Origin of the sequence: Caulobacter sp. NIBR2454, from assembly GCF_027474405.1 — a bacterium.
Classification (GTDB): Bacteria; Pseudomonadota; Alphaproteobacteria; order Caulobacterales; family Caulobacteraceae; genus Caulobacter.
Window position 1 is genome coordinate 2113411 of sequence record NZ_CP114871.1, and the last position, 19244, is coordinate 2132654.

A 19244-nucleotide genomic window follows, 5' to 3' on the forward strand; every position below is an offset into this window, starting at 1 on the left:
GGGCTTTCGGGTTCTTGTGGAGGTTTGGAGTGCGCGGCCTCTAGCGGCCGTCGTCTCTCCTGCTTCCCACGCGCCCAAACGCCGCCGCGCCGCCGGTCTGGCGACGTTGCTGCTGCTGGGTCTGTTGTTTCGCGGTGCGAAGCATGACCGTGCTCATAACCGAGATATCGGGGTTCTCAAAGCCGTCCCTCAATAACCCGCCGCCAGCCCGCCCCGGCGAGGATCGGCGATGCCGATCAGCGAGCCGTCCGGCTGACGGGCGACCGCATGGATCGACCCGAAGTGCCAGTTGTAGGGCGTGGTCACCTTCACCGTGACGCCATAGTGCGCCTTCATGTCGGCTCGGGTCTGGTCGGACAGCCGCCCCTCGATGGTCAGCGGCCGGGCCGCCTGCGCGCCCTGGAACCGAGGCGCATCCACCGCCTGTTCCAGCGACATGCCATAACCGAGGTGATTGATCAGGGTCAGCGCCACGGCGCGGGAGGTCAGGCCCGGCGAGCCGAGCGCCAGGGCGGGCGCCCCGCCCTTGGCCACCATGGTGGGCGGGAAACCGCCGACCACCCGACGCCCCTCGCCCAGGTTCTTGCCCGGGAAGTAGTTGCCGCTGTTGACCACCACCCCGTCCACCACGAGACCGGTGGCGAAGGTCGTGCCTTTGACGCTGTGGGTCAGGGACACGACGTTGCCGTCCTTGTCGGCGACGACGATGTGGTCGGTGTCCGAGGCGTGTGGGTCGCTGTGGTCGAACCCGCCGGCCAGGCTGAAGCCGCCGGCCTGCGCTGTCTTGCCGGTGATCGCGGCCTTGGGCATGGCGCCGTCGATCAGGCCGGTCAGCTGCGCGGCGAAGCTCTTGGACAGCAGGATGTCGCTGGGCACGTCGAACGACACCGGGTCCTGGATGTAGGCGTCGGTCAGGTCCTCGGCGAAGGCGAAGGCCTGACGAAGGCGGTAGAGGCTGTCGGCCGACTGCGTGTAGTGCCCCATCGCTTTGAAGTCCCAGGGCTCGGCGATGTTCAGCACCATGGCGATCAGCGATCCCGCCGTACCGGGCGGCGGCGAGGAGATGATCTCGTGTCCCTTGAAGCTCGACTTCAGGGGCTCTTCCCAACGCACCTTGTAGCCGGCCATCTCCTCAACGGTGATCGACCCGCCGGTGCGCTGGACCTCGGCCACGAACTTGCGCGCCCAGTCGCCCTTGTAGAAGTAGTCCGGTCCCTCGGCGGCCAGGCGGCGCATGGTGGCGGCCAGACGTGGCCGGGTCACCGTGGTCCCGACCGGCGGCACATAGCCCTTGGGCAGGAACTCCTCGCGGCCCGACGGATAGGCCGACAGCCGGGTCATCGCCGCGTCGGCCATCTCGCCATAGAGGAAGGAGTACATGGGAAAGCCGTTCTCCGCGAGGCGGATGGACGGCTCGAAATACTGGCTCCACTTCAGCGTTCCGAACCGGTCGGCGGCGGCTTTCAGGCCCGCCACCTCGCCTGGAACCGCGACAAGGCTGCCCGAGGTCGCCTCGACTCCCGAGCCGCCGCCGGTAACCTGCGCCCAGCCGGCGACGATCGGCGCGCCCTTGGCGGTATGGTCCAACTCAGCGTCCAGATAGTGATACTGGCCCGTCTTGGCGTCGTAATAGAGCGCCGACAGCGCCCCGGCCAAGGTGACCATCTGGGGCTCGACCACACTTTGCATGATCGCTCCGGTCAGTGCCGCATCCATGGCGTTGCCGCCGCGCTTGAGCACATCCAGCATGGCCTGCGTGACCAGCGGATGACCTGAGGAAGCCATGGCCTTCGGCGCATGAGCAGCCGGCTTGGCGCCCTGCTCCTGCGCCGCCGCGACGCTGCTCCCCAGAACCAGCGCCACGCCAGCGGCCATCAAACGCTTCAACATGCTTCGTCCCCCTAGACACATTCAGGCATGCTGCAGGTCGCGGAGGTATGGGCGCAATATGTAACGTCGCTATGCGCGCTCAATTGCGTGATGCGCCCATCACCTCATCTGGCGCACTTGGTTCCCGGCCGGATGAACGCCGACAGGTCGATAGCCTGGCCCATGGCCTCATACCCCTGATCATTGGGGTGCAGCCGGTCGTCGCGCCCGAAATCCCGTCTCAGCGCCAGGGGATTGGCCGGATCGCGCGTCGCCTTGTCGAAGTCCGCCACCGCGTCGAATTCGCCGCTGTCGCGGATGAAGGCGTTGACGGTCTGTCGCGAGGCTTCGGAACGCTCGTCGAAACGTTCGGAGCCGGCGAATCCGGTGAGCGTCCCCCCCATCACCTTGATCCCGCGCAGATGCAGGCGGCTGATCACCTGCCGATAGGCGGCGATCACTTCTTCTGGGCTGCGGCCCACATTGGCGGGATTTCCGTCGTGGCGGATGTCGTTGATGCCCTCGATCAGGATCACATGGGTTACGCCCGGCAGGGACAGCACGTCGCGGTCCAGCCGGGCGCGAACGTTGGGGCTGCGGCCGTCGCGGACCACCTGGTTGCCGCTGATGCCCGCGTTCACGACCACGAAAGCTCCAGGACAGGCCGCCTCAAGGCGACGGCCAAGGACCGAGGGCCAGTCCTTGTCGGCCCCAAGGGTCGATGTCGCGCCTTCGGTGATGGAGTCACCCAGCGCCACAATCACCGCCGGCGGCTTGTCCGTCAGGGCGTAAACCGCCGAGACGAAGCTTTGTCGCCGTTCAAGCGGCGCATCTGACGACACCGCCGCCTTCCCAGCCCCTAGCCGCACCGCCGTGCGCCGCACCACGCCCCGGACGGGGCCTGGCGCGTGCAAAGTGACGGTCAACAGGTCGGCGCGTTTGACCGCGATCGGCAGCGGATCGCTGACCAGGGCGACCCCGACCGGAACGACGATGTCGCGCGCGCCCCCGAAGGTGACGGGCAGCGTCTTGCCGTCGGGGCCCGCGGCGGTCATGCCGTCCAGCGTTAGCGGCTGCTGGCCCACCTCGTTGCTGATGCGCAGGCGGACGGCCTGCGCCGCCACACCCATGCGGATGTCCTGGCGAATGGTCTGGTCCAGATAGCCCAGCGGCGCGTCGGGCGTGCCGTCGAAACGCGCCGGCGCAGCCGAAGCGGTCCAGGCGGGCCGCCACTCCGCCGCCTTCTGGGCGACGGCGGGCGAGCCGGCCAGCGCCAGCAAAAGCGCGATCGCGACCGGCCCGCGGCGCATCACGAGAAGAACATCCCGCCGTTGATGTCCAGGTTCACGCCGGTGACGAAGGCCGCCGCGTCCGAGGCCAGATAGGCCACCGTCTCGGCGACTTCTTCGGGCCGTCCCTGACGACGCAGCGGGGTGTTGCCCGCCACCGCCGTGCGAACTTCCGGCTTGGTGAAGATGTCGTGGAAGCTGGTGGCGATCATGCCCGGGCACAGGCTGTTGACCCGCACACCCTTGGGGCCCAGCTCCTTGGCCATCGAGCGGGTGAAGGTCATCACCGCGCCCTTGGACGTCGCATAGATCGAGGCGCCCGGACCGCCGCCGTCACGGCCGGCCTGGGACGAGAAGTTGATGATGGAGGACCCCTCCGGCATCAGCGGCGCCACCGCCCGGGTCATCAGGTAGGTCGACTTCAGGTTTAGGGTCATCACCTTGTCGAAGAAGGCCTCGTCGATGTCGGCCAGGGGCCGTCGCTCGACCATGCCGCCCGCTAGGTTGACCAGGATGTGGACCTGCTCGCCGTAAGCGGCTTGGGCCGCCGCGACCAACGAAGCCGAGCCCTCGGCCGTCGTGACGTCGGCGCGATGCACGATGGCCTCGCCGCCGGCCGCCTTGATGCTCGCCAGCGTCTCGGCCGCGCTGGCCTCGTCGTTGGCGAAGTTGATCACGACTTTCGCGCCTTCACGGGCGAGCACGCGGGAGACGTCACGGCCGATGTCGCGGCCACCGCCGGTGACGATGGCGACCTTGTCCTTGAGGCGCATTCAGGTGTCCTTCAGAGCAGTAGGGGTGGTCGCCTGGACCGGCGCGATGCGACCGGTGACGAACCACAGGGAGAGGATGGAAAGAGGAACCAGGGCCGCGACCAGGATGAAGATCGGGCCGTAGGAGACCTTGGTCATGGCGGGCACCAGCCAGGTGGTGATCAAGGTGCCGGCTACCGCCGCCATGCCCCCGATGCCGGCCAGCGATCCCACCGAACGACCGTCGAACAGGTCGCCGGGAATGGTCTGGATGTTGCCGATGGCGACCTGGAAGCCGAACAGCACGCCAGCGATGACCAGGACCGCGAGTGTCGGATCGGTCATGCTAGGCGCCACGATCAGGCAAGGCGTCATGATCAGGCCGCCCAGGGTGACGGTCAGCTTGCGCGCCATGCCGGGCGAGCGGCCCGACTGGATCAGTTGGCCCGACAGCCAGCCGCCCACCATGCTGCCGATCATCGCCCCGACGTACGGAACCCAGGCGAAGATTCCGATCTGCTTGATGTCGAAATTGAAGGTCTCGGCCAGGTAGATCGGCAGCCACGAGACGAACAGCCACCAGATCGGATCGAGGAAAAAGCGCGACAGGATCACGCCCCAGCTTTGCCGATGCGACAGGAGCTGACGCATGGTCGGGACATAGACCGGCGGCGGAGGCGCGTCGGCGGCTTGCGCCAAGGGCTTGTCGAGGATGAGGGCCCGCTCGGCCGCGCTCACCCAGGGGTGTCGATCGGGGCCGGCGCGATAGATCACCAGCCAGGGCAGAAGCCAGACAAAGCCCAGGACGCCGACCAGAAGGAAGGTCCCTTTCCAGCCGATCGCCAGGAAGATGAGCGCGATCAGGGGCGCCGAGACGATCGCGCCTATCGAGGCCCCCGCATTGAATATGCCTTGGGCCAGAGCGCGCTCTCGGGCGGGAAACCACTCGGCGTTGGCCTTGACCGCGCCGGGCCAGGCGCCGGCCTCGCTGATCCCCAGCATGGCGCGGAAGATGCTGAAGGAGGCGACCGAGCTGGCCAGGGCGTGCAGCGCGATGGAGATCGACCAGACCCCGATCGACAGCGCGAAGCCCAGCCGCACGCCGATGGCGTCGAACAGCTTGCCGAAGACGAACTGCCCCAAGGCGTAGAAGAGCATGAAGATCGTGACCAGAAGGGCGTAGTCCTCCTTGGTCGCGCCGACCTCGGGCGCGATCTCGGGCCACATCACCGCCAGGGCGTTTCGGTCGATGTAGTTGACCACCGTGGCGATCGCGATCAGGCCGATGATGACCCACCTCATGCCGGATTTCATGGTCATCTCCTCAGCGATCGAACCGGGCGTAGGGCCCGGTCCATTCGTAGGCTTGGCCGTCGATACGCACGGCATGGGCGGCGATTGGGGAAACATCGTCGGCGACGCCCAGCGCCAGCTTGGCGCCGGAAGCGAGCGTCAGGACGATGACCTCGGCGCCCTCGCCCCGGGTGCGGGCGATGTCGCGGATCTGGCTTGTGGCGCCCGACACCGTCTCGGCGGTCGCGTCATAGGCGCCGTGGGGCTCCAACACCGAGAAGAAGCTGGCGTCGGCCTGCCCCTGCATGCGCTGGATCAGCGCGGGCTCTCGCCTCAGGTTGAAGCTCGGATCATTGGCGCCGCTTTCGACCAGCAAAGCGCTGGTGGGAGCCGAGGCCCCGAAGCGATAGGTGTAGAAGCGCTTGCCCAGCAGCCAGGTCAGGCTGCGCGCCTTGTCGGACGGCGCCGCCACCGCGTCCACCCACAGATGCTGATACCCAGAGGCTTGGCCCAGCACAGGCCGCTCGCGGACCGAATGCTCGGCTTCGAAGGCCTTGATTATGTGGCCGTTGAAATGCAGCGGCAGGTCATAGTTGGTGGGCTTTGCTCCGTCGGCGCGGAACAGGTCGATCACCACCGGATAGGTGAGGTCCGGATGCTCGACCATCGCCAATGTGCGTGTCAGGACGACGCCGTCATAGGCCTTGTCCAGCCGGGCCGACGCGATCTGAAGCCCCTCCCCCGCCTTGAAAAACAGGGGCTTGGTCGGGCGCTCCTCGCCCACATGCCAGTCGCCGCCGAACTGGCTGGCCTGGCCGACCACCAGGGTGTTGTGGGCCACCGTCTGCATAGCCCAGCTGTCGTTCTCGTCCAGATAGCCGCCGCCGCCCTTGGCCTCGACATTGAGGAAGCGCGCCGCGCCATAGTCGCGCACGACAGGCTGGCCGTTGTCGTAGAACAGCCAGCCCAGCCGGTCGAAGTGCCCGTGGCCCTGGCCCTGCTGGGTGTTCTTCATCACCAGCGCCTGGCCCGTGGCCCCGCCGCGCCGCAGAAAGACCAGGTTGCCCAGGTCGCCGTTCGGCCCGTCGCCAAGCTGCATGGACCTAAAATCGAAGGGCCGCGCTTCGCCGGTCGCAACGCCCTGCGCCACGGCCAGACCATCGGGCGACAGAAGCGTGCGCCCCTGCCCCTGCGCGATCGACAGCAGGCGGGGGTCGCGTGTCTGGGCGTAGGCGATGGCGACGCCGGTGACGATCTCCTCGCTGTCCAGACCCTTGTCCGGCATGGCGTCGTTGATCGGGAAAAGCAGCCCGGCGTAGGACGACTGGATCACGACATCGACGGCCTTCAGCAGGACGCCGTCCCGTCGCTTAAAGATCTGGCGCTCCGGTTCGTTCTGCTGGATCGCCCGCGCGAAGATGATGAACGGCGCCAGGGCGTAGCGTTGGTAGTAGGGTCCCTCGGCATAATAGCCATCGGGCGAGAACAGCTCGTCCACCTGACGCAGGAAGCCGGCCTTGCCGTCTCGCGCCGTTCCCTTGAGCGCGCGCTCCACCAAGGTCTGGTCGCGCAGCACATAGCCGGCCATGCCGACTCCGGCGGTGGCCCAGGTCGCATGGTTATGGATGCGGTCGAAGTACGGGGCGTTCTCTTCCGACAGGAACCGGGCCATGCGGCGGAAGACGTCGTCGTCGATCTTGCGACGCTGGTCGACGGTGAGGGTGTCGCGGATGGCGTCGTAACCCTGCGCGCCATAGACCAGCCACACGGAGTCGTTCAGCGCCTGCCAGAACAGCCGCCCCTTCACTGACGATTTGCCAGCGGGATGGTCGGACAGGGTCGGATAGAGGCGCGCGTATTCCAGCAACAGGTCGCGGGCGAAGTCGGCATAGGCCTTGTCGCCCGTCATCCGGTACAGGGCGCCCGCGCCGGCGATGGCCTTGTAGTTGGCCTTGTGCTGTTCGTGGGTGACGCCGCCGCCCAGATCCCGAGGCTGGGGAACCTTGACGCCGGCGGCCATGGCGGCGCGCACCTCACGCTCCACGCGTGCGCGCTCGGCCGCGAACATCGGATAGCGGTCGCCCGCCGCCGCCATCGCGCGCCACTGGTCCGCCGAGACCAGCACCGGCGTGGCGTCATCGGCGCGCGCGGCTACGGCGGGTTTGGCGTCCTGGGCCAGCACGCCTGCGGGGAGGCCCGCGGACAGGGCGGCGAACAGAGCGATCAGAAGCGGACGGTTCAACGCGCGACCTCCGTTGGGGGGACGTTGGTGATCAGGTCCGGCGTGCCTTTTGATTGATTGCCGCTCCACAGCAGGACGGGTTCGCCCACCCGCCGGAAGAAGCTGGGCGCGCCGCTGTCGATGAAGCGGTTATCGCGGATCTCCGCGCGCTGGACGCCGTAGAGCTTGAGCACCCCCGCATCGTCGCCGACCCGGCCGCTACGCTCGAAGGTGGAGCCGGTGAGCGTCAGGCGAGGGCCGAAGGTGCTCTCGTCAGTGCCGCCGCGATAGAGGTCGACAACCGGTCCGGTCACGTCGCGGAAGGTGCTGTCCACGACCTCCACCACCTCGGCGTTGTAGGTGCCTAGGTCGGCGGTCTCGGTATGGGCGGCGATCACCGACCCCGTGGCGCGTTCGACCGTGACCCGCTCCAGCCGGATACGGTCGGCAAGGGTGCCGGGGCCGGCGGCGAAGACGTTGAAGCTGCGGTTGACGGTCAGGTCCTCGAAGGCGGCGTCCTCGACGATCAGCTGATATCCGGCGGCGCCCCGCCCCGCACGGATCACGGCGGCGCCCGCCACGTCGGGGGCGAGAGCGCCGGAGATCGTCACACGCGAAAGACGCAGCGATCCGCCAACTCCGATCTCGAACAGGCCGGGCCGGGAGAACTGGATTTCGGCGCGTCCCTTGGCTGGACCCCGAACGGTCACGGCGTGGTCCAGGCCGATGAGCTGGTTGACGATATAGACGCCGGGCTGAAGCTCGATCTGGTCACCCGGCTCCGCCTTGGCGATCGCCTGGGTCAGGGTGTCCTCGCCCGGTGTGACCGCATGGACCGATCCGCTGTCCAGGGCGGCGACAGGTCTGAGCTTGGGGTACCAGCTCACGCCGGTCTCTTCGCGGCTGACGAAAGTCAGGTCGGGACGAACGCCGACACCCTTGAGCCCCTGGGGCAGGAGCAGTTCGCCCGCCCCACGCGTCAGGGTCACCTTCCGGCTGGCGACGCCCGGGAGGGCCTCGGTCGCCGCAGGCGACTGGACATTGCCTTCGAAGGCGATGCCGCTCATGTCGCCCTGCACGCGGATGGGGTCACGGCCGTCGCGATTGACGATCAGGTTGTTGGCGAAGCGGCTGTTGATCGGCGCGGCGGAGCGTTCGGCATCGATGCCGGCGCCGAACGACATCTCGCGCGCATCGACCAGGGTGTTGTTCTCGATGACCGCGCCGTCCACCTGGACATAGCGGTGCAGGGGCGAGTTCGGCACGCCGTACATGATGGTCAGGGCGCTGCCGAAGTTCGAGCCGCTCAGGCCTTGCATGTAGTTGTTACGGACGGTGTTGCGCCGGTTGATCATCCGCACGCCGCCGGTATTGGGCAGGCCGTTGCCGATGAAGACGTTATCCTCGACCAGATTGTCGTCGCCGTGCCGCAGGACCATCGCGCCCTGGGACTCAAAGAAGACGTTGCCACGATAGATGTTGCCGCCCGACTTGTTCGAGATGATCTCCACCTCGCCGTCGCACTGCTCGAACCAGTTGCCCGTCACGGTCGTGAACGAGTTGGAGGCCGAGGCGTGGCTGGTGCCGACCCGGATCGTCTCGCCGCCGTTCGAGCCCAGCACCGGGCGGCGACCGAAATAGTTGCTGTCGATGACGTGCCGGTTCTCGAGCCCCTGCTCCGCATCGCGAACCACCACCAGAGTCGTGCCGGCGTTGGTCTTGCCGGTCAGTTGGTTGTGATCGAAACGGTTGTGGTGGCCGTACATCGCCACCCAGTTGTCCGACTCAGCGCGATTCGGCTTGGAGAAGCCATCGATCACCACGCCGGTGATGCGGCTGAAATTGGCGCGTTCAGTGCGTGACTTTCGGAACGACAGAACCTCGCCCGTGGGCGACGATCCCTGGCGGAACACCAGGTTCGACACGACGAGGTGCTCACCCGCCATGCTCAGGTTCGAGCGCCCGGTGATGATCACGCCGCCCGGCGTCTGAGCGGTCAGGGTGATGGGCCGGTCAGCGGCCCCCCGGCCTGTGAAGACGATCTGGAAATCGCGCCATTCCCCGTCCGCCAGCGTCAGGGTGTCGCCTGGCTCCAGCCGGGCCAGCGCCGAATTGAATTCTGCGGGGTTTCGCACCAGGGCCGATGCCGCCAAGGCCGACGAGGACGCGCCTCCAGTCGCCGCGACAGCGAGCACCATGAGAGACGCCTTCAGGCCCAGCTTCGACATCTTTCCTCCCGGCGCGGATCTTGGCGATCTCTGGACCTGACGCTAGGAAGTTGCGCTCAACCCGTCAACCGGATTTCCAGACCACGAATTCGCAATTTAACCGAAAATTGGTATGCTTAATGTCAGATAATTGGTTGACACCCCGGGGATCATCAGGCCGAGCATGAGTGGGACGAACGACCTGCCCCCTCCATCGGTCCGCGAATACGGTCAATGCGGCGGGTCTCGTCGTGGTTTGGGCGCGGTCGCCGCCCGTCGTTGAGCCGCCCCAGCGTGGGCGCTTGCGAAGAGCGGTCTGGAAGGGTGTATTGATCAGCCAGAGAGGTCTAAGAGTCGCCGATGTCAGAACAACGCCTTTATCAGTCGGTTGCGAAGCAGATTCGCGACGCGATCGAGGCCGGGGAGTTTCCCGTCGGCGCCCGCCTGCCTGGTGAGCGCGAACTGGCTGAGCGCTTCAATGTCAGCCGGGTGACCATCCGTGAGGCTGAGATCGCGCTGGAGGCGCTGGGCTGGATCTCCATCAAGACCGGATCCGGCGTTTATGTCCTGTCGCGCGACGTCCACGTCGCTGGGCGTCTGCCTGACGTCACGGCCTTCGACCTGACCGCCGCGCGCGCGGTCTTCGAGGCCGAAGCGGCGGCTCTGGCGGCGGCCAACATCGATGACGCGTCCATCGCCGAGCTCGAAGCCCTGATCGCAGCGATGTCCGACCCGTCGTCCAGCGACGCGCAAGCCAGCGAGGCCGACCAGAAGTTTCACGAAGCGATCGCCCGCCTTTCCGGCAACCCGGTCGTTGAGCACTGCGTCAAGCTGATCTGGCGCATGCGCAACGAACTACCCAAGGTGAAGCAGGTTTATCAGAGCGTCTGCCACCACGATTGGGACTCGCGGACGGACGAACACGCAAGCATCCTATCGGCTCTTCGCAAGCGTGACCCCCAGGCGTCCCGCGCCGCCATGCGCGACCACTTCCGTCGTTTGTTCGAAGCCATGCTGGCGGCCGAGGAGGCCGAAGCCCTGGCCGAGGTTCGCCGCAGGACCCAGCACGACCGCGACCGCTTCATGGCGACCCTCTCGGCTCAGGCCTGACCGGCCGCCGACGTCCGACGCTCAAATCCCTGAACGCAAAAAAGAGACGCCGGTGATCACCGGCGTCCCCAAAGTTTGCGCAGGGTAGATCAGGTCAGAAGCGGATGCTCAGGCCCCCGACGATCCGGCGATCGGTCAGGCCATTGTAGCAAAGCAGCGCATCGTCATTGATGCAGTACTCGTTGGCGTCCTCACGGGTCAGATTGATCCCTTCCAGACCGATCGTCGCCCACGGGGTGATGTCGTAGTTGATGCTGGCGTTGAGCTGCCCGCGATCATCGCTCACCCGCGGCACGTCGAAGGCCGAGGTAAAGGCTTCGGTATTGATGAAGTCCGACCGCCACGTGTAGCGCATCCGGGCGCTCAGGCCGCCGCGCTCATAGAACAGGGTGGCGTTGTAAGCGTACTTCGAGAGGTTCTCGAGCTCGACACGATCCTGGGGCAGCGTGGTGAAGCCAAGGTCGCGCGTGGTGTTCCGCGTCAGGCCGATGGTGCGGTAGCTGTCCACGTTCCCGCCGGTCTTCTGGTAGGTGAAGTTGCCGATGAAGCCAAAGCCCGAGGCCCAGCCCAGCTTGTCCTCCCATTGGGACAGGTCGTACTGGAACGCCGCTTCGATGCCGGTCTGGGTCGTCTCGCCGTCCACATTGAAGGTCGAGGTCAGCGGCACGCAGATGCCCGTCTGGCCCCGGGCCGGGTTGTTGACGTTGATGACGGCGATCGGGTTGTAAATGCCGCCACCCGGGCACGCCTGATCGCGGCTTCTGTTCACGACGCCGCCCACGGCGTTGTCCGGCGGGCTCTCGGTGACGCTGGCGAACAGGTTGTCGCGAACCTTGTGGAAGACGCCAATGCTGACCAGGCTCGACGGCGCGAAGTAGTATTCGGCCGACAGGTCGAACGACAGAACGGTTTCCGGTTCCAGGTCAGGATTGCCGCGGTTCACGGCGGTGTTCTCGCTGGTCGCGAACGTCACCGACGACGACAGGGTGTTGAAGTCGGGGCGTCGAATGTCCCTGGCGATCCCGGCACGCACGATGACGTCCTCACGCGGTTCGGCGACCAGGTTGAAACGGGGCAGCCAGAATTTATAGGACGTCTCGTTCTCGGACCGCACCGACGTCCCGCCCGTCGCGATGGTGTTGCCGACCGACTTGAGATCGGTGGACACGTAGCGCACGCCGGCGTTGCCGCGCACGGGCACGCCCAGGGGCTCGGCCTCGAAGTTGGCCTGGAAGTAGGCGGTGCTGGTGTCCTCGGTGATCTTGAAGAAGGCGCTGGCCTGCGAGGTCGGCTCGCCGATCTGCGGGATGCTGGCCCCATTGGCGGCGTTGCTGGCCGCGATGGCCGCATTGAACGCAGCCAGTGTTCCGGCGGGATCCTTGAAGGCCTTGGCGCCGTCGACGATCAGGAAGTCCTTGAAGTACAGGCGCCGGTCGTCGGCGTCGTTGAAGTTGCTCGGCCCGGCGATCATGAAGTCGGCGAACCGGTCGGCGCTTGGCCGATAGAAGGACGAGGTGACGTTGGTGAAGTTCGTCGTCCCCGTGACGTTGTCGTTCAGCGCGCTGGTCTGGTTATAGCGCAGGCCCGCGTCAAACGACGTGATGAAGGGCAGCATGCCGTCCGTCTTGTAGGACGCATCGAGGCGTAGCGCCTTCTCCTCGTTCTCCCGGATGCTTCGGCCCTGGGCCACTTGCTGCAGCCGGTAGTTGGCCGGATCGAGCAGCTGCGCGGGGGACGGAGTGCTGGTCTGGCCCTGCGCGATGCCGAACTGCAAGGTCCCGTCCCGCAGATCGAACTCGATCGGCACGCCGTTGGACAGCGACACGCCGGCCGTCGGCCGCGGCGACATCGGATTGACGAACTCCAGCGTGGTATTGAAGCTGGGCAGGCGCGAGTCCGAGGTCGATAGCGCGGCCTGCGCCTCGATGCTCAGCCGGTCGCCCTTCCATTCGCCGCCGAACGAAAAGACCTGGCTCTCGGTCAGGCGCGAACCGGTGTCGCTGGTCGTGCGCAGGTAGGGCGCGAGGTTGCCGGTCGTCCGGGGCAGGATGACGCCGGCGAGCGCGGCCTGGACCGAACCCAGATCGATGCTCCCGTTCGGCCCTTGGGCCGTCCCCAGGTTGACGGTCTCGAACGCGGTGTTGCGGGTGTTGTCGACGACGCCGTTGTCGGAGACGGTCGAGATCTGAACGGTCGAGCTTTGCTCGGCGCGCACCTGATCATTCAGGGTGGCGTCGAAATAGAACTTCAGATTGTCGGTCGGCTTCCATTCCGCCGAGCCCGAGAAGTTCTTGGTTTCGTACTCGAAGTTATCCAGGTCCTGGTTGAAGAACTGGATGCGCAAGAAGGGGAAAGCCTCGGCGCTGGTGCGACCGGAATTTGGCGTCACCACCGCGTCGCGGTCGACCCGCGGCCGGAAGGCGACGACGTCCTGCTCGGCGTAGCTGAAGCTGCCCACCAGACCAAACTGGCCCAGGTCGGTGTCCCAGCGGCGTCCGATCGTGCCGGAGTACCGGGGGGTCGTCGTCTTGGCCAGGTCGCTGTATTCGGCCTGCGCCCTGAAGGCGTAAAGCGGCTCTGACAGATCGAGGGGGCGGATCGTCCGCAGATTGATGGTGCCGCCCACCGATCCTTCGATCGTCTTGGCTTCGGGCACCTTGATGACCTGAACCGAGCTGATCATCGACGCCGCGAGGTCGTCGAAGCTGATGCCCGAACGGCCCGATCCCGACCCGACGGTGGACACGCCGTTGATCTCGACGCGGTTGGCGTCCGTGCCGCGAATCTGCACGCCGCGACCGACGCCGGCCTCGCGGGTGATCTGGATGCCCGTGACGTTCTCAAGCACCTCGGCCAGATTCTGGTCGGGCAGCTTGCCGATGTCCTCGGCCTGGATGACTTCGACGAGATTGTCAGCCTGGCGCTTTTGCACCAGCGCGCTCTGCAGCGAGGCGCGAATGCCGGTGACGACCAGTTCTTCGATCTCTTCGGCGGCTTCCTGCTGTTCCGCCGGGGCGCTCTGAGCGAGGGCCGGGCCCGCGAGCATCATCGCCGTTCCCGCCAGAAGGATCGTCGTCAATCGCATGTTGGAGCCCGCTCGAGCTCCATCGATCCACACCCGCCTCATTTATAGCCTCCCAATTGTCTTTTCTTGTTAGCCTGACGCTGGATTGGCATGGCATTCCTGTCAACCCATTTTCACGCCAAACCCAACCCAAACCTCACACCAATTGGTCAACCAATTTGGAATCCAGTTCATACCAAAGACTTGCTCGGCTAAATCGGAGCGCGTCGCCGCCACGCGGAAAGCACGGCTCATCTATCCGCTTTCGCCGTCAGGCTGAGCGGTCTCGCTAGACACAATTTAAAGGTGACAGCGTGGACCGAAGTCCGCGCGAATCGCTACGGCCTAAAGCCGGTCCGCGTCGTCCAGTCGGTCGGTCAGCCACACCCGCGCCGGCGGCAACGGGCGGTTCAGGGGGCCGAACACGAACTGCTCCAGGAAATGGCCGGTCAGGTCTAGGCCCGCCCTGACATCACCTGGGCCGAGCCCGCCCTGGGCCGACAGCATGAACATGGGCAGGGTCAACAGCTTATCCTTGTACGGCTCGCCCGCGTCGCGGCTCACCGCCCGCCCCGTGCGGGGACTGACATAGATCAGGTCGTCCAGGCTTCCGGTCGCGGCGCACTTGGACAGGTCCAGGCCAAATCCGAGTTCAGCCAGCAGCCCCGCCTCGAACCGCACATAAACCGCCGGCCAGATGTCGGGCAGGGCCAGGGCCGAGACCAGGGCCTCGAACGCCAGGAACGCGCCGGGATGCGGCTCACGCTCCGGCAGGGCCGCGGCGGCCACGGCGGCGGCGGACGCCAGTCCGGCCAGGGCCAGCGGGTCGTCGAACAATGAGCCGACCCCCTCGCCTACCGGCTCCACCGTGGCGGAGCCAAGCTGGTCGGAAACCCTGGCGCGATAGCGGGCGATCACCCGCGAACCGGCCTGCAGGATCGGCTTCATGCGGCGGGACGTCCCGCCCGCGATATGGGCGGCGAACTTGCCCTGCTCGGCGGTCAGCAACTCGACGATGGCGCCGCTCTCGCCGTGGGCGCGGGCGGACAGCACGAAGGCGTCGTCCTCCCACTCCATGGCTATTTCACCCGCTCACCCCGGCGAAGGCCGGGGTCCAGGTGAAGCCCTGCTGAGGTCGGGGATGAATCTGGGTCCCGGCCTTCGCCGGGATGAGCGGAGGTGGAGACCTCACACATCAAAATCCAAACCCATGTCCGAATAGGTGCCCCGCTCCTCGGCCCAGTTCTCCTTCACCTTCACGTGCAGGAACAGGTGGACCTTGCGGTCGAGGATGTCGGTCAGTTCGGTGCGCGAGGCCTCGCCGATCCATTTCAGGGTCTGGCCGCCCTTGCCGATCACGATGGCGCGCTGGCCGTCACGTTCGACCAGGATGGTCTGCTCGATGCGCACCGACCCGTCCTGCCGTTCCTCAAAAGCGGTGGTCTCCACGCTGGCGGCGTAGGGCAGCTCCTCATGGACTCGCAGATAGATCTTCTCGCGGGTGATCTCGGCCGCCAGCAGGCGCACCGGCAGGTCGGCCGTCTGCTCTTCCGGATAGAGCCACGGCCCCTCCGGCATCAGCTCGGCCAAGCGCTTCTTCAGGTCGTCAACGCCCTCGCCCTTGGAGGCGGAGATCATGAAGACCTCTGAATAGACGCCCGTGTCGAACAGGTCCTTGGTCACGGCCAGCAGGCTGTCGCGCTTGATGCCGTCGATCTTGTTCAGGGCCAGGATCACCTGACGACCCGAGGCTTTCAGGCCGCTGATGATGGTCTGCACATCGTCGGCCGAGCGGTGGTCGCCGGCCTTGGCGCCGCCTTCGCGGATCGCCAGTTCCGACTGCACATCGACCAGATGCACCACCGTCTCGGCGCCCTCCGCCCCGCTCCAGGCGGAGCGGACCATGGCGCGATCCAGTCGGCGGCGCGGCTGGAAGATGCCGGGGGTGTCGACCAGAACGATCTGCACCGCCCCCTCCAGCGCCACGCCCCGCACGGGGAAGCGCGTGGTCTGCACCTTCTGGGTGACGATGGAGACCTTGGCCCCCACCAGTCGATTGACCAGCGTGGACTTGCCGGCGTTGGGAGCGCCGATGATGGCGGCGAAGCCGGCCCGGGTTTTCTGTTCAGTCATTTCTGGCCCTCGCGGTCGAGCATAGCCCGAGCCGCGGATTTCTCTGCTTCCTGTCGCGAACGCCCTTCGGCCCTCACGGGTTCGACGCCCTGGACGCTCACCTGGACGGTGAAGGTCGGCGCATGATCTGGTCCGGTCCTGCCGACAACTTCATAGGAGGGCAAGGGACGCCCGGCGCCCTGCGCCCATTCCTGAAGCTGCGTTTTGGAATCCCGACGGCTTTTCGGGCCGATTTCAAAGGCTTCGGCCCATAGGCGGGTGATGACGTCCCGCGCCACGTCCAGCCCGCCGTCCTTGTACAGGGCGGCGATCAGGGCCTCGCAGGCGCCAGCCAGGATCGAGCCGCGCTCGCGACCGCCGATCTTGCTGGCCGAGGTGGACATGCGCAGCGCCGGACCCAGGTCGATCTCCCGCGCCACCCGCGCGCAGGTCTCGCGGCTCACCAGCCCGTTCAGCAGGGGGGCGAGTTCCCCCTCCTTGGCTTTGGGGTGGCGTTGAGCCAGCCCCTCGGCGACGACCAGGCCCAGGACCCGGTCGCCCACGAACTCCAGAACCTCGTTGTCCTCGGTCTTCTTGGCGCCGTCGCCGACGCTGGCGTGGGTCAGGGCGCGCTCAAGAAGGGCGCGATCCTTGAAGACGTAGCCGATCCGCGCTTCCAGCCGCTCTACAGCTTCGAGGCGCGCATTCATTGAATGACTTTGAAGAACCGGCTCGGGCGGGCGTCGAGGACCCAGGTCCACGGCTTGAACAGCGCCGCTTCCTTGTTCCAGGACAGCAGGATGATCTGCGCCTTGCCGACCAGATTCTCGGCTGGGACCATGCCAACCCCCACTTCCATGGGCACGCGGCTGTCGATCGAGTTGTCGCGGTTGTCGCCCATGAAGAAGAAGTGGCCCTCGGGCACGACATAGACGTTGGTGTCGTCCAGCTCGCCGTCGGGACCGAAGTCATAGGTCGTGTACTTGCGGCCTTCGGGATTGGTCTCGATGAACTGCTGCACGGCGCGGCTGAAGCCGTAGCCGGTGTCCACCTCGACGGGGGGCAGCATCTCGCGCGGCAGTTCCTTGCCGTTGATCAGCACCACGCCGCCGCGGACCTGGACACGGTCGCCGGGCAAGCCGATCAGGCGCTTGATGTAGTCGGTCCGGTCATCACGCGGCAGCTTGAAGACGATGACATCGCCCCGCTTGGGCGTGCTGGCGAAGATGCGGCCCTCGAACAGCGGCGGGCTGAACGGGATCGAATGGCGGCTGTACCCGTAGGAGAACTTGGAGACGATGATGTAGTCGCCTTCCAGCACCGTCGGCTCCATGGAGGCCGAGGGGATCGTGAACGGCTGGAACAGCAGGACCCGCAGGACGAGGGCGATCAGCAGGGCGTAGACGACCGTCTTGACGATCTCCACGAACTCGCTGACGGCGCTGGGTTTCTGCTCGGCGGCTTCGGTCATGCCCGATAGGTCCTTTGTGCGCGTACGCGCGATGATTGCGCCTAGCTAGACGCTGCATACCGGTCCGGCAAGCGCCGCGCCCGTTACTTCGCTGTTAGGCCGCGTTTGGAGCGGGCAGCGCCTCGATGATCACGAAGGCCTGGGCGTAAGGATGGTCGTCCGTCAGCGACAGGTGGATGACCGGGACCATGCCCGCCGGAATCAGCTCCGCCAGGCGGTCCGCCGCCCCGCCGGTCAGGGCCATGGTCGGCTGGCCGGAGCGCAGATTGACCACCCCCATGTCGGCCCAGTGGACGCCCCGGCGCGGAACGCCCGTGCCCAGGGCCTTGGCGCAGGCCTCCTTGGCGGCGAAGCGCTTGGCGTAGCTGGAGGCGCGGTCGGGCTTGCGTTCAGACCGGGCGCGCTCGATCTCGGTGAAGATGCGATTGGTGAAGCGCTGGTCGAACCGGTCCAGGGACTTCTGGATCCGGCGGATGTCGCAGAGGTCCGAGCCGATGCCGATGATCATGCGCGCGCTTCGTCCATCAGGACCCGCATCCGGCGCATGGCTTCGGCCAGGCCGACGAAGATCGCCTCGCCGATCAGGAAGTGGCCGATGTTCAGCTCCATCACCTGGGGGATCGCGGCGACGGGTTTGACGGTGGCGTAGTCGATGCCGTGGCCGGCATGGACCTCAAGGCCCAGGTTGTGCGCCAGGGCTGCACCGTCCTTGAGGCGCTGCAGAATGGCGGCGGAGCGGTCCGTCTCCCCTGCCCGCATGGCGTCGCAGAAGGCGCCGGTGTGCAGTTCGACCACCTGCGCGCCCAGCTTGTGGGACATCTCGATCTGGGCCGGGTCGGCCTCGATAAACAGGGACACCCGGCTTCCCGCGTCACGCAGGGCGGCGACCGTCGGGCCGATGCTGTTATGGCCCTTGATGACGTCCAGGCCGCCTTCGGTCGTCACCTCTTCGCGCCGCTCTGGCACCAGGCAGGCGGCGTGCGGGCGGTGCTTCAGCGCGATGCCCAACATCTCCTCGGTGACCGCCATCTCCAGGTTCAGCGGCTTGCCGCGCTTGCGGCACAGGTCCGAAAGCTCGTCGATGTCGCGGTCGGAGATATGGCGGCGATCTTCACGCAGGTGCGCGGTGATGCCGTCGGCGCCGGCCGCCAGGGCCAGCTCCGCGGCGCGCGTCGGTTCGGGATAGGTCTCGCCACGCGCGTTCCGGATGGTCGCCACGTGGTCGATATTGACCCCGAGCCGCAGCGTCACGCTTTCAGCCTCCGGCTGCCCGGGTCCTGCACCGGGATCGCCGCCAGCTCGGGCGGCAAGGCGTCGGCCGGATAGGCCGGCACGTCCAGGGTGGCCAGAGCGATCAGCGGCACGCCCACATCGGCGCGGCCGCCGGAGCGGTCGACGATGCAGGCCGCGGCCACCACCTCGCCGCCCGCCGCCTTGATCGCGGCGATGCATTCGCGCGACGACAGGCCGGTGGTGACGATGTCCTCGACCATCACGACCTTCTCGCCCGGCTCGACGGTGAAGCCGCGACGCAGCTTGAACTCGCCGCCATCGCGTTCGACGTACAACGACCGCACGCCCAGGTGACGGGCCGTTTCATAGCCCGGAATGATGCCGCCCACGGCGGGCGAGATCGCCACGTCGACCTTGCCGACCTGGGCGATGATCTTGGCCGCCAGCGCCTTGCACAGCCGCTCGCAGCGCGTGGTGTCCATGAACACCAGGTTCTTCTGCAGGAACACGGGGCTGTGCAGTCCGCTCGACAGCACAAAGTGGCCTTCGCGCAGAGCGCCGGCGCCACGGAATTCAGCGAGAACGTCGTCGTTTGTCATGAGCCGCTGCATACACCGCCGACG

General features: G+C 66.6%; 15 protein-coding genes. 1 reads left to right on the forward strand and 14 read right to left on the reverse strand.

Features of this window, described 5'->3' with window-relative positions:
- Window positions 1-189 precede the first annotated feature (189 nt).
- The 6 genes from O5K31_RS10420 to O5K31_RS10445 form a co-directional block, all read right to left on the reverse strand.
- Window positions 190-1890: a gamma-glutamyltransferase family protein gene (locus O5K31_RS10420; protein WP_269713534.1), complete on the reverse strand. Its 1701-nt coding sequence runs from the start codon at window positions 1888-1890 to the stop codon at window positions 190-192.
- 104 nt (window positions 1891-1994) lie between these two features.
- Window positions 1995-3179: an SGNH/GDSL hydrolase family protein gene (locus O5K31_RS10425; protein WP_269713535.1), complete on the reverse strand. Its 1185-nt coding sequence runs from the start codon at window positions 3177-3179 to the stop codon at window positions 1995-1997.
- The gene (locus O5K31_RS10430; protein ID WP_269713536.1) at window positions 3179-3931 is read right to left on the reverse strand and encodes an SDR family NAD(P)-dependent oxidoreductase; all 753 of its coding nucleotides are present in this window, start codon (window positions 3929-3931) and stop codon (window positions 3179-3181) included. Before O5K31_RS10430 ends, O5K31_RS10425 begins: the two co-directional genes overlap by 1 nt.
- Window positions 3932-5224, reverse strand: coding sequence for an MFS transporter (locus tag O5K31_RS10435; protein WP_269713537.1), 1293 nt, complete (start codon window positions 5222-5224; stop codon window positions 3932-3934).
- Window positions 5225-5234: 10 nt separating this feature from the next.
- Entirely contained in the window at window positions 5235-7445 is a 2211-nt protein-coding gene (locus O5K31_RS10440; protein WP_269713538.1) for a heparinase II/III domain-containing protein, read from the reverse strand.
- The gene (locus O5K31_RS10445) at window positions 7442-9652 is read right to left on the reverse strand and encodes a chondroitinase-B domain-containing protein (RefSeq protein WP_269713539.1); all 2211 of its coding nucleotides are present in this window, start codon (window positions 9650-9652) and stop codon (window positions 7442-7444) included. The genes O5K31_RS10440 and O5K31_RS10445 overlap by 4 nt, the downstream gene beginning before the upstream one ends.
- Window positions 9653-9991: 339 nt before the next feature.
- Here O5K31_RS10445 and O5K31_RS10450 point away from each other — a divergent pair, with 339 nt between their 5' ends.
- Entirely contained in the window at window positions 9992-10741 is a 750-nt protein-coding gene (locus tag O5K31_RS10450) for a FadR/GntR family transcriptional regulator (protein WP_269713540.1), read from the forward strand.
- A 94-nt stretch (window positions 10742-10835) separates the two neighbouring features.
- On the opposite strand, the gene O5K31_RS10455 is transcribed toward O5K31_RS10450, so the two are convergent.
- From O5K31_RS10455 to pyrE, 8 genes are all read right to left on the reverse strand, one after another.
- Window positions 10836-13826 carry a TonB-dependent receptor gene (locus tag O5K31_RS10455; RefSeq protein WP_269713541.1) on the reverse strand — a complete coding sequence of 997 codons (2991 nt, stop codon included), beginning with the start codon at window positions 13824-13826 and terminating at the stop codon, window positions 10836-10838.
- A gap of 324 nt (window positions 13827-14150) precedes the next feature.
- Window positions 14151-14882: a DNA repair protein RecO gene (gene recO, locus O5K31_RS10460; protein WP_269713542.1), complete on the reverse strand. Its 732-nt coding sequence runs from the start codon at window positions 14880-14882 to the stop codon at window positions 14151-14153.
- A 111-nt stretch (window positions 14883-14993) separates the two neighbouring features.
- Window positions 14994-15938: a GTPase Era gene (gene era / locus O5K31_RS10465; RefSeq protein ID WP_269713543.1), complete on the reverse strand. Its 945-nt coding sequence runs from the start codon at window positions 15936-15938 to the stop codon at window positions 14994-14996.
- Entirely contained in the window at window positions 15935-16627 is a 693-nt protein-coding gene (gene rnc, locus O5K31_RS10470; RefSeq protein ID WP_269713544.1) for a ribonuclease III, read from the reverse strand. The genes era and rnc overlap by 4 nt, the downstream gene beginning before the upstream one ends.
- A complete protein-coding gene (gene lepB, locus O5K31_RS10475; protein ID WP_269713545.1) occupies window positions 16624-17388 on the reverse strand; it encodes a signal peptidase I in 765 nt (254 codons plus the stop codon). The genes rnc and lepB overlap by 4 nt, the downstream gene beginning before the upstream one ends.
- Window positions 17389-17482: 94 nt before the next feature.
- Window positions 17483-17896 carry a holo-ACP synthase gene (gene acpS / locus O5K31_RS10480; RefSeq protein ID WP_269713546.1) on the reverse strand — a complete coding sequence of 138 codons (414 nt, stop codon included), beginning with the start codon at window positions 17894-17896 and terminating at the stop codon, window positions 17483-17485.
- Window positions 17893-18639, reverse strand: a complete 747-nt coding sequence (locus O5K31_RS10485; RefSeq protein WP_269713547.1) for a pyridoxine 5'-phosphate synthase — start codon at window positions 18637-18639, stop codon at window positions 17893-17895. The genes acpS and O5K31_RS10485 overlap by 4 nt, the downstream gene beginning before the upstream one ends.
- Window positions 18636-19220: an orotate phosphoribosyltransferase gene (gene pyrE / locus O5K31_RS10490; protein ID WP_269713548.1), complete on the reverse strand. Its 585-nt coding sequence runs from the start codon at window positions 19218-19220 to the stop codon at window positions 18636-18638. The genes O5K31_RS10485 and pyrE overlap by 4 nt, the downstream gene beginning before the upstream one ends.
- Between the last annotated feature and the right edge of the window lie 24 nt (window positions 19221-19244).

Bases quoted from the DNA above. Each gene is read 5' to 3' on its own strand.
- pyrE (WP_269713548.1), bottom strand. From the start codon at position 19,220: ATGACAAACGACGACGTTCTCGCTGAATTCCGTGGCGCCGGCGCTCTG.
- O5K31_RS10445 (WP_269713539.1), bottom strand. From the start codon at position 9,652: ATGTCGAAGCTGGGCCTGAAGGCGTCTCTCATGGTGCTCGCTGTCGCG.
- O5K31_RS10455 (WP_269713541.1), bottom strand. From the start codon at position 13,826: ATGCGATTGACGACGATCCTTCTGGCGGGAACGGCGATGATGCTCGCG.
- O5K31_RS10450 (WP_269713540.1), top strand. From the start codon at position 9,992: ATGTCAGAACAACGCCTTTATCAGTCGGTTGCGAAGCAGATTCGCGAC.
- O5K31_RS10430 (WP_269713536.1), bottom strand. From the start codon at position 3,931: ATGCGCCTCAAGGACAAGGTCGCCATCGTCACCGGCGGTGGCCGCGAC.
- rnc (WP_269713544.1), bottom strand. From the start codon at position 16,627: ATGAATGCGCGCCTCGAAGCTGTAGAGCGGCTGGAAGCGCGGATCGGC.
- recO (WP_269713542.1), bottom strand. From the start codon at position 14,882: ATGGAGTGGGAGGACGACGCCTTCGTGCTGTCCGCCCGCGCCCACGGC.
- O5K31_RS10435 (WP_269713537.1), bottom strand. From the start codon at position 5,224: ATGAAATCCGGCATGAGGTGGGTCATCATCGGCCTGATCGCGATCGCC.
- O5K31_RS10420 (WP_269713534.1), bottom strand. From the start codon at position 1,890: ATGTTGAAGCGTTTGATGGCCGCTGGCGTGGCGCTGGTTCTGGGGAGC.
- era (WP_269713543.1), bottom strand. From the start codon at position 15,938: ATGACTGAACAGAAAACCCGGGCCGGCTTCGCCGCCATCATCGGCGCT.
- lepB (WP_269713545.1), bottom strand. From the start codon at position 17,388: ATGACCGAAGCCGCCGAGCAGAAACCCAGCGCCGTCAGCGAGTTCGTG.
- acpS (WP_269713546.1), bottom strand. From the start codon at position 17,896: ATGATCATCGGCATCGGCTCGGACCTCTGCGACATCCGCCGGATCCAG.
- O5K31_RS10425 (WP_269713535.1), bottom strand. From the start codon at position 3,179: ATGCGCCGCGGGCCGGTCGCGATCGCGCTTTTGCTGGCGCTGGCCGGC.